The sequence below is a fragment of the Lapidilactobacillus wuchangensis genome (assembly GCF_003946645.1).
Classification (GTDB): Bacteria; Bacillota; Bacilli; order Lactobacillales; family Lactobacillaceae; genus Lapidilactobacillus; species Lapidilactobacillus wuchangensis.
Window position 1 is genome coordinate 75333 of record NZ_RHOU01000010.1, and the last position, 15750, is coordinate 91082.

Below are 15750 nucleotides of genomic sequence, written 5' to 3' on the forward strand. Positions count from 1 at the left end.
TTTCTTGATTTTTTACGAGCCCGTACTTAGAAGCAATCAGAATAGACTAATTGTGTTATAATGCTTGTCATAACAATGAATGAAGGAGTCTTGGCAATGGCACATGAACTAACACAAGCACAATTAGCAGCTTTCCGTGACGAATTTGCCCACGACCAGCATGTTAAACCAATTCAGCATGCGGCGATGCGCAACGGTGTTTTGGAAGCAAGCTACAATCCTGAAGCGGCAGCAAAATTAAATCATACTTTTTCAGTGGAAGTTCCCACTGGTAAAGTTAGCAATCAGAAGCAAAGTGGTCGCTGCTGGTTGTTCTCCTTGTTGAATACGTTACGCCATCAATTTGCAATCGATAATAAAGTGAAGGACTTTGAATTGTCACAGTCTTATCTTTATTTCTGGGATAAAATTGAACGGGCAAATATTTATTATGACAATATTATTCGTACGGCGGATCGGCCAACTGATGATCGGGAAGTGGCTTTTTATTTAAGCATGCCTGGTGATGATGGTGGTCAGTGGGCGATGGCGGCTAGTTTAGTGGCGAAATATGGTGTTGTGCCCAAAGAAGTCATGCCCGAAACCTTCAATACTGAAGCAACGGCTGGTTTCGCTGAAGCATTGAACTTGAAGTTACGGCGCGATGCTTTAACTTTACGCGAGTTAAAAAATAATGGTGCCACTACTGGCGAAATAACGGCCCGGCGTCAGAAATTATTGCAAGAAGTTTATCGGATGACGGCGATTGCTGTTGGCGAGCCACCCGTACAATTTGATTTGGAATATCGTGATGATGACAAAAATTATCATTTGGATCAGGACTTAACACCAACAACTTTCTTTGAGAAGTATTTCAAGATGAATCTCAATGATTATGTGGTTTTGACCAATGCTCCTGACAAGGCCTACAATCAAGCTTACCGGTTAGCTTCTGAAGAAAATGTGGTTGGTGGCTTGCCAATTATTTTCACGAATATGCCTATGGCTAGTTTGCGGCGGGCGGCGATTGCCCAATTAAAAGCTGGCGAGACAGTTTGGTTTGGTAATGATGTTGGTAAACAAGTGAATCGCAAGGAAGGTTTGTTAGATTCGCAGCTATATCAAAAAGACGCTTTATTTGGTGTCGATTTGAGTTTGAACAAAGCCGATCGATTCCGATTAGGTGAGGCGGAAGTGACCCACGCCATGACGTTAACTGGCGTTGATCTGATTGATGACCAACCAACTAAATGGAAAGTTGAGAACAGTTGGGGCGTTAAGAATGGCGCCGATGGTTATTTCGTCATGAGCGACGACTGGTTTGAAGATTACAGCTATGAGGTTGTGGTTCAACGCAAATATTTAACTGATGAAGAAATTGCCGCTGCTGATAGCGAGCCAGTACTGTTGCCGGCTTGGGATAGTTTGATGTAAGCGTAAGAACTTAAAAAACGAGCCATCCATTTTGAATGACTCGTTTACTATTTAAGCCACTTGCCGGATTTGAACCGGCGACCCCCACCTTACCATGGTGGTGCTCTACCTGCTGAGCTAAAGTGGCACTGTTTTATCGCACAAGATATAGGTTACCGAAAAATTGCAGGCTTGTCAATCGTTTTATGGCCAGTATTGGTGTGCAAACGTTATTGTCGCCGCACTGTCATCATTTGCTCGAGCGAACAAGCTTTACCCAACATTCAAATGCTATTTTTGGTAAGATGACGGTAGATTGAGTAATGGATTCGAAGGGGAAGCCAATGGATAAATTAACTGAGGCGCAGCAGGATTGGGATGATTTTGCCGCCGATTATTATGCTGGCGAGCAGGCTAGCCAAGTGCCATATGTCTCAGCGGTGATCACGTATTTGCAACAGCAGGATTTATTACCGCATCAGCAACAGTCACTGCTGGATTTAGGCGGTGGTACCGGCCGGTTTGCAGTGCCTTTAGTTAGGCTGGGTGTGAAGGTGGCGGTTGCTGATTTTTCAGCCGCCATGTTAGCGATTCTGCAGCAGCGCCGGTTAGAATTAGCGCAGCCAGAACTTTTAACATTTCAGCAAACTAGTTGGCAAGCGCTGGTTAAAAGTGGTCGAAAATACCCAGTTGTTTTTATGAGCATGCTACCAGATGTTGCACCATCAGATTTAGCAAAAATAGCCCAATTGGCCACGGAACGATTCCTGATTTTCAGGCTGGTCAGTGTGGAAGATGACTTTTTCACGCCTTTATTAAATGAGTTAGCCTTGCCGCCGGAGCGCCCGGAAGCTAATCGCGCACTGATGGCCGCCTATCAGCAACAAAATTTGCCAGATTTCGCCCCTTGGCTGGCCCATGATTTCAATTTTGCAACAACCGAAGTTTTGAGTACGGCCGAAGCGAATGATTATTTAACCACCTATCCAGAAATGACGGCTGAAAAAATGGCGCTGGCGCATCAACGGTTACAAGCAGCGTTAGTCAAGCAAAAACTGACTGTGACTGAGCGCTATTGCTTTCGATTGTTAACGACTCAGCGAATTTTAAAAGAATGATTCATTACAAATTTGTGCGGCAAATCAAAAGCAAAAAGAAACACGCTGGCTTTGAAGTCAACGTGTTTTTTTTCGGTAAATTTTTAATTCTGTTGCCAGGCTTTTTGCAATAAGGCCAGCACTAAGGCTGTTGCTAGAGTGAGCCCCATGACTTCTAATAGTAAGAAAAATGAAATTGCAGTTACGCCCCAGCCGGTCAAGGCCAGAATAATGCTTAAAACAATATTGGTAGTCGTTGCCGCAATGACCGCGTTACTTGGTTTACTTTGCCAGAAGAATTTCTTGGTGCGGGTCATGAAGATAGTCAACATCGCACTGAAAATCAAATAGCAATACAGGGCTGTGCTGACTTGGCCCATGGGCAGACCTTGATTATGCAGCCAGAATAAGATACCAAAACCAACAGCAGTCCAACCAACAGCTAGAATACTCGCTGATTTGCTCAGCTGAGCCAGCCGCCATTTTTCTGGTTGATACGTAATTGTAGTGTTGTCGGTACCTAAGACTAAGGTGACTAGATCATTTAAGATGGCGACTAAGACCATTGCGTTCAGGGTTAAGGGAATATAGCCGAGAAATAGGTAACCAAATACTAGCAGCATAGTTAATTCAGCGGTCCGCGCCAACTTGGTGATCGTCCAAGTCATCATCCGTTGATAAACGCGGTGACCACTATCAAGAATTTCAATGACTGGCTGAAGACCTGCAGTTAAAAGCACCATACTTGCTGAACGTTTGGCCAAATCAACGGCATTTTCCACAGCAATACCTACATCGGCTTGTTTCAAGGCTGGCGCATCATTAACGCCGTCACCGGTCATACCAATAATATCGCCTTGTTTTTGGAATTCTTTGACAATCGCTAACTTGTCTTCAGGAACTACGTCAGCAATTCCGGAAATTTCTTGAAGGTTAGCCAAACTTGCTAAACCGTTAAAAGAAATCACTTTGCCAGCAAGACCAACATTTGGTGCAAGGGCGGCGGCTGTCTGCTGATTATCACCGGTTAACATGATAACTTTAACACCGCGGCGCTGAATTTCTTGAATGGCGGCGGCACTATCGGCGCGTGGTGGATCTTGCAGTAGGAACAGGCCGGCAAATTCATCATTAATTAGCATTGCTACTGAACGGCCCTGACGTAAATCAATTTGTGCCGGTAATTTGATTGGCGTTTTGGCGAGTGCGCTAAGCCGTTTAAATGAGCCTAACTTAACATCAAGTGTTTGTTGGTCAACATTCAAATGACTTTCAGAATAACCAACGCTTGCATCAAAAGGGACGAATTTAACGGTTGGCAGCGCAACTTGGTGCTGCTTTTGACCATATTGAATAATGGCCCGGTCGACCACGCTTTGATGACGCTGGTCGGTGGCGCTTAAAGCAGCTTGTAAAAGAACTCGATCAGCATAATTTGAAAAGTTGTGGAACGCCAGCACCGTTGATTTATTAGTGGTAATCGTTCCGGTTTTATCAACCAATAATAAATTTAAATTAGCAGCTTCCTGAATGCCGACTAGATCGCTGACCAGAATTTGTTGCTTGCTCAGGACATTTGCTTCGACAGAGTTAGCCACGGCGAAGCTAGAGGGCATCGCAATCGGAATGGTGGCAATAAATAGCATGGCTAGAAATGGCAACATTTCAATGATGTTTTCGCCGCGAATTAAGGAAGCAATGATTAAAATCACCGCTAATATTGAGTCTAGGATCGCCAAGCAACTAATAATTTTGCCAAGGAGAATTTGCAGATGACCTTGCCGACGAGAATGATTAATCAAGCTAATCGTCTTGCCAGAACGGCTATGCTGACCAGTTGCCGTCACTGTAGCTAATCCGTCGCCGTTAAGAACGGTGGTGCCAGCAAAAGCAGTTTCGCCAGGCTGATGGGTTACAGCCTTAGCTTCCCCAGTAATTGAACTTTCGTCGATTTCTAAGTTTTGGTTGAGTAACTGGACGTCAGCGGGGATGATGTCGCCGCGCTTAAGACTGATTAGGTCGCCAATGACTAATTCTGGTGCGGGTAATTTTTGCCATTGGTGATCGCGTTTAACAGCAACTGTTGGCGTTAATTGGTGTGATAGGGAATGCAACACTGTGCTAGCGCGCCGTTCTTGAATGGCGCCATCAACAGCAGCAAATAATAATAGTAATAGGATAAAACTTGCTTGAATTTGCTTGCCGAGGATTAATTCGAGGATTAAGGCAGCTTCGAGAATCCAAGCTGATGGTTCCCAAAGGCGACGAATAATCGCGTGGCGAAAGTTAAATGCCGGCTCCGCGACCTCATTAGGGCCGTCCTTTTGAAATTGTTTGGTGACTGCAGTTGTCGTTAGGCCGTCTGGTTCTTTGGATTCAACTGATTGATGCATGATTAAATTTCCTCCTTAAAATAAAAGACGTCTACCAACTAGGTTAGATAAAAATAACCTAGTCAGTAGACGTCATCAAATTGCCGAGCAATTATTGCGGCGAACGTCATCGCCAATTCACTTTAACCCGATTGTACGACAAAATAGTTGCTGATGCAATCAGGCTAAACTACCAGCAATTTTTCAAAGCGGCATGATTAGAACAAGGATAAATAATGAGGTGGAAATTATTAATTATTACTATGATCATTTAAAATCAAGAGCGTTGATTTTGAAACTGCTCTGATTAACGTCAGACTAATTTGTGATTTGAACATGTTATATATAATCTGAATAATTTACGGCTATTGCAATTGGAAATGAAGGCTGATTTACACACTTTATTGAAAGGGATTGCTTGCTGCAACAATCTTTTCAGCGAAAAATCATTCATTTGGATGTTATATAAAATTAGTCTGATTACAATACACAAAATTTAGACAATAGTTATTATCTGTATAGTAAAACCGTATTGTTATTATAAATTAAAGATGCTACAATGTGGTTTAGCTTATTGAATATTAATATTCAATCTAAATCATGAATACATAATAAGGAGATCAAAATCATGAAGAAGAGTAGCACTTTATTAACCACTTTGGCTGCGGGGTTATTGGCTTTGGGGCTTGTTGGCAAGGTTGGTGTGGCACAGGCTTCAACTGCGACGCCTAATCCAACGAGTGCTGATACCAAAGATGACACTCAGTTAACAGCAAGTACGGATACATCGGTAACGATTAAGGCTGGCACAATTAGTTTGTATAGCATGCCTGATAGTATAGATTTTGGGTCAACTGATATCAAAAAGATTGCTTCTGATGGTTTTACTTCCGAGGATACGATATTAGCCGGAAAAGTCGAGGATTATCGAGGCACCGGAACGGCGGCTGGTAGTAATACCTGGACGCTGCAAGCAAAAATAGGTCAGTGGAAGGACAGTACAGGTACCGCTAATGACTTAATGAATGCGGCAGCTACAATTTCGGTTGTTGGTGATGGCAATAATAAAATTGATAAATTAAGCACAGATTTAATAAGTTATACTTCTGGTCATGAAGGCATCACAGATATTACTCCAGCTGTTTCAATGAAGATTGATCAAGGTGCATTTGTAAATCCAGATAAGTATACTAATCAAATTGACTGGCAACTTTCAACAACTGTTATTGGTGATTAATATTCAATGAAAAAAATTAAATTTATCGAGAAACTACTAATGGTATTAGGTTTACTACTCATTGGTAGTTTCTTTTTCAAACCAACAGTTATCCAAGCAAGTGGTCTAGCATTTCAAGTTGTACCTATCACTCCAGCAAATCAGCGGCCGCAAGCAAAAGGCTATTTTGATTTTATTGCGAGTGCTGGTTCAGAAACAATCTTAAAAATTAAATTAAAGAATGTCACAAATAAGTCGGTTCAAGTCAATATTAATCCTGCATCAATGCAGACAAGTAACAATGGTGTACTTGATTACTCGATGAGTCAAAAAAAGGACCAAACTTTGGCCTATGATGTTGCCAAGTTAATTAAAGGTGATAAAAGTATTGTTATTCCGGCTAATAGTTCCGTTATCTACACTGCAAAATTGGAAATGCCCGCTCAAAAATATAACGGTATTATTGCAGGTGGCCTTGTTTTAACATCACCTAGTGCACCAGTTAAAACACAAAAAGGTCAGATTGGCATTACCAATCGATTTAGCTATGCGGTACCAGTAATTGCTCGCAATGAGAATAAAACCTGGCTCCCCATGCTGCAATTGACGACTAGCAAAATTCTGCAAGTTGATTATCGCAATCAACTACAGATTCGTGTGAATAATCCCAGTCCGACTTTTGTTAATCAATTGCGGATTGAGCAAGTAGCAACGAATTTAGCCACTAAAAAAGTTTATCGGAAGACGACCTCTAATCTGCAAATGGCGCCGAACTCGCACTTTTATTATCGGTTAGCTTTGCCAGAGAAAGTTCCAGCAGGTACTTATCAAGTAAAAACGACCGCATATTATGTCAAGAATCAGCAAGGTGATTATCTTGCCGGTAATCAACAACATTACCAATATCGCCAACAAGCAACGAATCAAGTGGTACTCACGAAGCAGCAAGCTCGCAAGTTGAACCGAGAGATTACTAAGGCGAAAAGTGGCGGTTATCGTTGGCTGATTTATGCGATTATCGCTGGCGTCACCTTATTGATTCTGATTATCATCGGTCTTTTAATTTATATTTGGCATAGTAAAAAACGTCACCCCAAGTAATTCTCTAAAGTAGGTGAATAAATGAGACGTTCAATCAACTTAATATCATTCGTAAAATCAGCGCTGATCGTGTTAACCACGTTGATGATGCTGAATATTGGCGGTGTCAGGACGTCTTTTTTTGGTAGTGACCATGTTTTAGCGGCCACGAATGATTACGAAGCCAATTTATTAACTGACTATAATATTCCACCGACCATCATCCAAGTCATTCTTGACAATAGTCTACAAAGCGATGGTCAGACACCAGCAGCCGCCGGGAAGACACCGAGTAATTTTACAATTGGTGATGTGGAGAAATTAACGACAATTAGCTTGGCAGAAAGAGCGAAACAGGCTAATGGTAGTTATACGTCAACCACCTCAAGCATTGTATCTGATTGGGTCAAATCATTATTGAGCAATAACGATAGTGCTAATGGATACAGTATTGCTGATGGTGCGTTTAAAGCTAATGATGATCAAGCGGGTTTAGTAACAGGGGCCAGTGGGTCGCTGACGACCAAAACAATAATAATCGATGGTGCGGGCCGTCATTTTGGTTTTAATTTCTTAATGCAGATTATTGCTAGTGCCAGGGCTGCCAAAATTGTGGATTTAACTGGTGTCACTTCAGAGATTACTGATTCAAATACAGCACAATTTCTGCTGTCACTGCTACAAACAAATCGCCTAACAGCGCTGACTGAATTAAAACTTGGCAGTAATAATTTAACCAATTTGAGTGCCTACCCATTAGCGAATACTTTGTTTAGTACGACCACGGACCAAAAGATTACTAAACTAGATCTATCAAATAACAGCATGACTGAATTAAGTTGGAATAACTCTTTGGGCGACATGCTAGCCACGGTTAACACACTAGATTTATCTGGTAATAATGTTCAGCAAGTTTTCGGTGATTTGCTTAACGCCTTACGTAGTGTTGCCGGTAATGGTGGATCTGCAGACATGAGTGACAGTGAGTTAAGTAATGATGGTAACACGATCCGAAATTTAATTGATTTAATGAACAGTAGTCCTAGTACGATCACTTTAAGTAATAACGGTGTCAATACACTGATTGATCAGGCACTTAAACTAAACGATCCCCCTAATACTAAGTTGGTCGAGAATTTAGCACCACAATTAGATGAAGATTCGATTAAGCAGTTACTTGATCAAGGCTTGGTTAGTAAAGAAGCGGCTAATATTATCGCTCGAACTCATGATGACTTAGATCCTGATTTGTTAGCACGGCTAAAAGAAGCGGCTGGCGGCAGTTTTGATGATGTCACGAGTCAGTTAAATGTTTCCACCGCGCTGACTTTTGCACCTTTGGACTTGGACGTCGGTCAAACCAATAGTACTGACGTGTTAACTGTAAGTTACTCTTTACCTACTAATACGCAATTAACAGCGGCAATTTCCCAATGGACAACGACTGCCAATGATAGTTTTTCAGGGCAATTGACGCTCGTGTTTCCTAAGCAGCAATTATCGCTGACCAATGATGCGACTATTTTAACTGCTAATACGACTGGCAAAACTCAGACTGCTTCCTTAGCGACGAAATCAGTAACATTGGCTATTAATGATGTTGAGCGCGCCAACATCACCGCCGGCGCCACTTATCACAACGTCATCACTTGGCAAATCAGTAACACTGTCACTAATCCTCAATAAATCGCACGGAAGAATTTACGGTTGATTTCGTGAATAAACCGCTAACAATCCCAGCGTATTCATGGTAAAATCAAAAGTATAGACATTCGTAATTATTATTTGGAGGCAAATCATGTCAGTTATTGTATTTGATTTCGGTGGTACTAGTGTAAAATATGGCGTTTGGGATAAAAATAAATTAAGTCAGCATGGTTCTTTTGTCACACCTAAGACTTGGCCAGAAATGCAGGCCAATTTAAAATCGACTTATGAAGCATTAAAGCCAACTGCTGGTGACGTTCAAGGCGTGGCCTTCTCATTACCTGGTGTGGTCGATAATGAAAAAGGTGAAATCCGCGGTAAAAGCGCGATTCCTTACATTCATCATTTCCCAATTAAAGCTGCATTTTCAGAAATGTTCGATGGTTTACCAATCGCCATGGAAAACGATGCTAACAGCGCCGCTCTGGCTGAGTTATGGCAAGGCAGTGCCCGTGACGTGGACAGCGCTTTGGTGATTGCGTTAGGCACTGGCGTTGGCGGTTCAGTAATTATGAATCATCAATTAGTTCGTGGCAAAAACTTGGTCGGTGGCGAATTTGGTTTCATGAAAGTTGGCCCCGAATTAACTTGGAGTACCGTGGGAACCGTTGTCCGAATGGCTGCTCGCTATAATGAGCAAAGTCAAAAGGAACCTGTCAGTGGCAAAGAGGTTTTCGATTTGGCCGCGGCTGGGGATGAGTTAGCTCAAGCTGAGTTGGACAAGTTCTATCATTACAATGCGATTGCGCTATTTAACCTGATCAGTAGCTTCAATCCTGAACGGATTATTTTAGCTGGTGGCGTTTCTGCTCGGAAAGATTTGCCAGTCATTTTGACAAAACAGGTCAGCAATCTGTTGAAGTGGGCTGATTTACCTGAACCAGTGGTTGATATCCAAGTTAGCCGCTTCTCGAATGACGCTAACTTGATTGGCGCCGTCAAGAATTTCGCCGATTGGAATCCAGAAATTGAATTAAACTAATTTTCTTAAAAAACAGCATATCAATTGAAAAAAGGCTAATTCTCAGAAGAGGATTGGCCTTTTTTGATAACGATCACAACCAGAAATAGCGGACAATCAGCGTCTTAAACCAGACGTGACAAAAATGTTCGCTTAGCGTTAGGTAAAAATAATGCACTTTGAAGTTGGGCTTGCTATAATCGATTTACATTAAAGATTACTGAATTCGTGGTTGTTGTTTCTTATTTAGGAGGAACTTACATGAGTACGCAAACAAGTCGGCGACTAATTAATACGACGACGGCGCTGTCAATGGCAGGTATCATTGCCTTAACGATTTATTGGTGGCAGCTCGGCCTATTTCAAAATCAACAAGTTTTGCATAGTTACATTCAACAACGTCAAATCGCAGGCCCATTTTTATTTATTTTGATTCAAATTATCCAAGTGGTGATTCCCATCATTCCTGGCGGGATCAGCACCGTGGTCGGGGTCTTGCTTTTCGGACCATTGCAAGGATTTATTTACAATTACGTTGGGATTGCCTTAGGATCCTTCGCTGCCTTTTTCTTGGCGCGGCGTTATGGTCAAGATTTCATTCTGCACGTGGTACCGAAGAAGGCTTACGATCGTTATATTGGTAAAACCAAGAATCAAAAAGCCTTTAATTGGTTCTTCGCACTAGCAATTTTCATGCCAGTGGCACCAGATGATATTTTGGTAATGCTGGCTGGCTTGACCAATATGTCTTGGAAAAAGTTTTCAATGATTATTATCTTCTTGAAACCATTTACGATTGCCGCCTATAGCTATGCCCTGTTATACGGCGGTCAGTGGTTAGTGCATTTGCTGAAATAATTGTTGGGTTGATTGTATCTGGCATACAAAGTGTCAAGACTCCTTCAATTGAACTGGTTTTAAGCAGAATGGTGGACAACTCCGTTGCGGCCGGCGGGTTGTGGAACGCTGCCGACATTGATTTGAGCTTATTGCTGCGCAACAATCTCAAATACAAGTCTTCTTCTAACTGCTAAAGCAGCAAGAAGAATTTGGCTGCTTCTCGCAAGCTCCTACGCAAAGAAAGTGCACTTGGCTGGCAACCCGGCGGCCTTCACTGCGTTTTGAGCTAGTTTGGACTACTTAATATTTGACTGATAACAAGGCAGCACTAGTGGAGCTTGCCGTCGATCGCCAGTTCATCTGATGAAACTAACAAAACTGAGTACCAAACCAGATTGTGGTAATACAAAAATACGGTGTGACAATCTCTACTGAAAAAGAGAGTTGTCACACCGCTTTTTTGTTACTATTCGACTATTACTACTGATTGAAATGAGTTGATGCATCTCACCACTATTACTGTGTTAAGTGCTAATAACAATGAAGTGCACTAACTCAACTCCAGACGGAATGGAGGGCGTGGTTGTCAGCCGCCAAATTTGTCTTGTCGCTTCAGCGGTTAGACAAAGGCTCGTATTTGAAACAATTGTGGTTTTCAATTGGTTCAAATCGATGCCGGCAGCGTTCCACAACCAGCAAGCCCGCAATGGAGTCAGAACTTGTTCTGTTTCAGCATCTTCACGATATTTTTGGTTTGGCTTGCAATAAACTTAATCTGCTTCATTAAATGGCGATTGAATGGCCAGCACCTCGCGCAACCATTCATGAACAAGCGTCTGCCAATGAGCTACGTGAGGGTCAACGTGAGTATTCATGCGGGCAGTCCGCAGATCTGCCAAGGCCATACCATGAGGGCCTTGATGGAAAAGATGATATTCAACGGAAACGCCTAATTTTTGTAAAGCCGCGACGTAAGTGATGGAATTGTCGGCGGGGACAGCACCATCAGTGGCCGTATTCCAAACGAAAGTTGGACAGTGCTGAGCTGTTAGCCAATTCATGGCTTGATAATCATCAGGATTATTCGTAATTGGTGGCAGTTCAGCAGCAGTGTGCGGCCAGCCGGCGGTTAAATCAGTGACGGGATAGCCGAGAATCAAGGCTTGGCTAGCTAACTGTAAGTTTTCTAAATGGTAACGTTGGATGAAATCAGTTTTGTAAGGTAAATCTGCTAACAGGCTAGCCAACAATCCACCGATGGAGAAGCCCATTAAGGCAATTTTCTGGTCGTCGAGGTAATATTCCGCAGCATGGGTGTGTAACCAGTCTAAACCAGTGGCCAGATCAATGATGGGCTGGGGCATTAATGGTGGCTGTTGATCAGTAAGGAAATGATAGTCCATGAAAAAGGCATTAAAGCCTTGATTATAGAAGGAAAGGCAAACATTGGTGGCAATATCCGGTTCAATATGCGTTAAGCTACCACCAGGAATGAACAAAATTGCTGGCCATTTTTGCTCAGGTAAATAGGGGCCAGGTTCGTGAATGAAGCCGGTCAATTGGATTGGTTGACCATCTTGATGTGGTGCCAATGGTAAGGCGATTTCCTTTTTTAACAAATCAAACACTCCTTTAGTCATTATTTTTCATTAATATAGTAGAATACAGGAAGCAGCTGTTAATAAAATGCGTGCTAATAGTTACTATTTCTGAATAAATATTGAGGTTTAAAGTATGAATTTAACAACAAAACGTCTTTTATTACGACGCTTCAATGAAACTGATTTGGATTTTATTGAAACCTTAGGAACAACGCCACTTTATCATCAAACAGCCGGCTTTGCAAAGATTCAAAACGAAGAGCAAGGCAAGCAGATATTGCATGTTTATCAGAAACGTTCGGAGAGCTATTTGATCGTTGAGCAGCGTACTCAGCAGAAGCTTGGCTTAGTTGAACTTAGCGAGCGTACCGTTGATCCTAAAAGTGATTTATATGCGACCCGCGAGTTGGGTTTCTTGCTGTTGCAATCAGCTTGGGGCAAAGGTTACATGACTGAAGCAGTGACCGCTTTGCTAGATGATGCTTTCCCCAGACTGCAATTGCGCGAGGTTTGGGCCGGTCACTATGAAAATAATCAGCGATCAGCTAATTTTTTGCAGAAAATTGGTTTTCAGTATCGTTATGAAGTTACATTGCCCTTTTATTTTTTTGAGCAAACTGTTGAAAAATATTATTTATTGACAGCATCAGATTGGCAGCGTTTCCGCAGTGAATAGCGCTGCAATAACTAGTTTGTCTATGATATACTAGCTTGTGAGAGAAAAGTTATGGAGTGATTGGATGACAGTTAACGATCCTTTTCAGCAGCGGATGCAAGTTCTTAATGAAAGCTCTGAATTAAAAGTTCTACGTAGTGCGAATAGCGAAGAGCCTTTACATGATCAACAAATTCAACAATACATTGTTTACACGGATTTTCATCATGATCAACGTATGGCGAAAACCAACTCAATCTTTGTTTATACACCATGGATGAATACTGATTCTCAGGGTCGGCCGCGGACAGATTTTCAGAATCAACTGTTGTTTGATTACGATGGCTGGCAAAAGCAAATTCATATTGCGGTGCTTGAAACCTTAGGCGCAGCTTCAAAATTAGCTTTTTTTGATTATCAAAATCACGGGTTAGCCAAACTATCGTTACAATCACTAATCAAATTAGCGCAGCGGTTGTCAGTTAAAACGATTGACGCTTCGTTATCATCTTTTGATGGTGGCGATGATGGCCAACGCGTGATCAAGTTGTTCGAAGAATGTGGCTTCACCGCCAATAATCAGGATCTGACTAAGGGAATTGCTACCTTTGTTTATCAGCTTGAGGACTGAGGTTTTGGTTGCTTGAGTTGAAACGTGTGAGGGTCGGTAAATGGCTAGGTATAATTTAAATATTTGCATGATCGGTTGCACCGCTCCTGCAAATATTTGAAATTATACTACGCCAAAAACCCACCGCCCCTCACACTCTGGTAAATTGTCCTTGCTTTTTATGAAAAAGATGGTAGATTTAAGGTAATAATAAACACGTTGAGAGAATTTTTTGATTACGGTCAGAGAGACAATGGTTGGTGTGAATTGTCAGGTAATCTTTTCCGATTCTCTAGTGGGCGGCGATATAAACCGCACGGCATGGTCGTTAATCAGTTGAGTGCAAGCATTAGCTTGAAGTTGGGTGGTACCGCGAAGTAACCAGTTCGTCCCTTTTAGGGATTGGACTGGTTTTTTATATGTCAAAAAAGGAGTGCTATTTTATGTTAGATTTGAAATTAATTCGTCAACGTCCTGATTGGATCAAGGAGAAGTTAGCTTCACGGAAGGTAACTGCTGAACAAATTGATGAACTGTTAGCTTTTGATGCTGAACGTCGGGAAAAGATTGTTGCTGTTGAAGATTTGAAGGCTCATCGGAATGAGGTTTCTGATCAAATTGCTGAAGTTAAGCGAGCTAAAGGCGATGCCAGTGAACAAATCAAAGCCATGCGTGAAGTCGGTAGTCAAATCAAGGCCATGGACCAAGAAGTGGCTGATTTAGATGAAAAAGTTGAACATATTTTAGTACGGTTACCTAATATTCCTGCTGACAATGTGCCAGTTGGACCTAATGAAGACTACAATCAAGAATTACGTAAATGGTCGACACCGCGGAAATTCGACTTTGAACCGAAAGCACACTGGGAAATTGGGGAAAACCTTGGTATCTTAGATTTCGAACGTGGTGCTAAAGTAGCAGGGACTCGTTTTGTCTACTATAAAGGCTTAGGGGCTAAGTTGGAGCGGGCTTTGTACAACTTCATGCTTGATGAACATGCTAAGGAAGGCTATGAAGAAGTCTTACCACCATACTTGGTCAACAATAATGCCATGTTTGGCACCGGCCAATTCCCTAAGTTTACCGAAGATGTTTACACGATTGTTAATGAAGGGGAACCATTGACGCTGATTCCAACTGCCGAAGTGCCTTTAACTAACTACTATAGTCATGAAATTTTAGACGAGTCGCAATTACCTGTTTACCTGACCGCATTGACACCATGCTTCCGTTCAGAGGCTGGTAGTGCGGGCCGTGATACGCGTGGCTTAATTCGACTTCATCAATTCAATAAGGTCGAAATGGTTAAGTACGTGAAGCCAGAAGATTCTTATAAAGAACTTGATAAATTGACTGATAATGCTGAAGATATTTTGCGTAAGTTGAATTTGCCTTATCACGTCGTTGCGTTATCATCTGGGGATGCCAGCTTCTCATCAGCCGAGACTTTTGACTTGGAAGTTTGGATTCCAGCACAGAATACCTACCGAGAAATTTCTAGTTGCTCGAACTGTACCGATTTCCAGGCGCGTCGTGCCCAAATTCGCTACCGTGATGCCAATGGTAAAGTGCAGTACCTGCATACACTAAATGGCTCTGGCTTAGCAGTTGGTCGGACGGTGGCAGCTATTTTGGAAAACTACCAAAATGAAGATGGCTCCGTTACGATTCCTGAAGTATTGGTACCATATATGAATGGTGTAACTGTTATTCCCGCACCACAAAAATAATGTTTTGACCATAAAAGATTGATTCGTCTTGCGAATCGATCTTTTTGTTTGGCCAATAATGGTGCACAATTATCGTTATTTCACAGTTTTTTCAAAAAGTTTTTAGTGATTTTCGGCAGCATTTTTCCAGATTACCAAGTGATTGTTCGCTAAAATATAGGTTACGTCAAATAATGGCTTGCGAAATGGTCGCGATTTGATTTTAAAGCCTTACCTTTTTGAGAGATAGTACCTGTTTGTTCAGGAAAATCGAGTTTGAATTGGTTGTTGACGAAACGGCCTGAAGTTGATAAGATAGTTTGTGTTGCAAAACGAGCTGATAACTTGCTTATCAAGTTGAAAAATGTTTTGAAAAAAGTTGTTGACATTGATTAAACGCTTTGATATGATAGTTAAGTTGCTGTTGCAACAATGGTAGATCTTTGAAAACTGAACAAAGTTTCGAAAATGTGCAGGGCTCATAACAACTTCGGTTGTTGTGATCAAGTA

13 protein-coding genes, 1 tRNA gene and 1 riboswitch are annotated in these 15750 nt (G+C 41.8%); of the genes, 11 read left to right on the forward strand and 3 right to left on the reverse strand.

The window, feature by feature from the left end:
* Positions 1-96 precede the first annotated feature (96 nt).
* A complete protein-coding gene (locus tag EKM82_RS08800) occupies positions 97-1413 on the forward strand; it encodes a C1 family peptidase (protein WP_125768124.1) in 1317 nt (438 codons plus the stop codon).
* 54 nt (positions 1414-1467) lie between these two features.
* Here the strand turns inward: EKM82_RS08800 and EKM82_RS08805 are convergent.
* Positions 1468-1540: transfer RNA gene (locus EKM82_RS08805), tRNA-Thr, on the reverse strand.
* Between the two features lie 196 nt (positions 1541-1736).
* On the opposite strand from EKM82_RS08805, the gene EKM82_RS08810 reads away from it, so the two are divergent.
* The gene (locus EKM82_RS08810) at positions 1737-2510 is read left to right on the forward strand and encodes a class I SAM-dependent methyltransferase (protein WP_164508195.1); all 774 of its coding nucleotides are present in this window, start codon (positions 1737-1739) and stop codon (positions 2508-2510) included.
* Between the two features lie 83 nt (positions 2511-2593).
* Here EKM82_RS08810 and EKM82_RS08815 read toward each other — a convergent pair whose 3' ends face one another.
* Positions 2594-4882: an HAD-IC family P-type ATPase gene (locus tag EKM82_RS08815; protein WP_125768128.1), complete on the reverse strand. Its 2289-nt coding sequence runs from the start codon at positions 4880-4882 to the stop codon at positions 2594-2596.
* A gap of 59 nt (positions 4883-4941) precedes the next feature.
* Positions 4942-5005: riboswitch (Fluoride riboswitch) on the reverse strand.
* A gap of 484 nt (positions 5006-5489) precedes the next feature.
* Here EKM82_RS08815 and EKM82_RS08820 point away from each other — a divergent pair.
* From EKM82_RS08820 to EKM82_RS11530, 6 genes are all read left to right on the forward strand, one after another.
* Positions 5490-6098, forward strand: coding sequence for a hypothetical protein (locus EKM82_RS08820; protein WP_125768130.1), 609 nt, complete (start codon positions 5490-5492; stop codon positions 6096-6098).
* A 6-nt stretch (positions 6099-6104) separates the two neighbouring features.
* The gene (locus tag EKM82_RS08825; RefSeq protein ID WP_125768132.1) at positions 6105-7178 is read left to right on the forward strand and encodes a DUF916 domain-containing protein; all 1074 of its coding nucleotides are present in this window, start codon (positions 6105-6107) and stop codon (positions 7176-7178) included.
* A gap of 21 nt (positions 7179-7199) precedes the next feature.
* Positions 7200-8843, forward strand: coding sequence for a leucine-rich repeat domain-containing protein (locus EKM82_RS08830; protein ID WP_125768134.1), 1644 nt, complete (start codon positions 7200-7202; stop codon positions 8841-8843).
* Between the two features lie 112 nt (positions 8844-8955).
* Entirely contained in the window at positions 8956-9846 is an 891-nt protein-coding gene (locus EKM82_RS08835; RefSeq protein ID WP_125768136.1) for an ROK family protein, read from the forward strand.
* Between the two features lie 240 nt (positions 9847-10086).
* Positions 10087-10683 (forward strand): TVP38/TMEM64 family protein, encoded by a 597-nt coding sequence (locus EKM82_RS08840; protein ID WP_125768138.1) that lies wholly within the window; start codon positions 10087-10089, stop codon positions 10681-10683.
* Positions 10684-11235: 552 nt separating this feature from the next.
* Positions 11236-11433, forward strand: a complete 198-nt coding sequence (locus EKM82_RS11530) for a hypothetical protein (protein WP_164508196.1) — start codon at positions 11236-11238, stop codon at positions 11431-11433.
* 2 nt (positions 11434-11435) lie between these two features.
* On the opposite strand, the gene EKM82_RS08845 is transcribed toward EKM82_RS11530, so the two are convergent.
* Entirely contained in the window at positions 11436-12284 is an 849-nt protein-coding gene (locus tag EKM82_RS08845; protein WP_164508197.1) for an alpha/beta hydrolase, read from the reverse strand.
* Positions 12285-12399: 115 nt separating this feature from the next.
* Between EKM82_RS08845 and EKM82_RS08850 the strand changes: the two genes are divergently transcribed.
* The 3 genes from EKM82_RS08850 to serS all read left to right on the forward strand — a co-directional run bounded on the left by EKM82_RS08850 (position 12400) and on the right by serS (position 15261).
* Complete coding sequence (locus EKM82_RS08850; RefSeq protein ID WP_125768142.1) at positions 12400-12942, forward strand: GNAT family N-acetyltransferase; 543 nt, start codon at positions 12400-12402, stop codon at positions 12940-12942.
* 64 nt (positions 12943-13006) lie between these two features.
* Positions 13007-13552, forward strand: a complete 546-nt coding sequence (locus EKM82_RS08855) for a GNAT family protein (RefSeq protein WP_125768144.1) — start codon at positions 13007-13009, stop codon at positions 13550-13552.
* A gap of 422 nt (positions 13553-13974) precedes the next feature.
* On the forward strand, positions 13975-15261 hold the full coding sequence (serS, locus tag EKM82_RS08860) for a serine--tRNA ligase (protein ID WP_125768146.1): 1287 nt from the start codon (positions 13975-13977) through the stop codon (positions 15259-15261).
* Positions 15262-15750 lie beyond the last annotated feature (489 nt).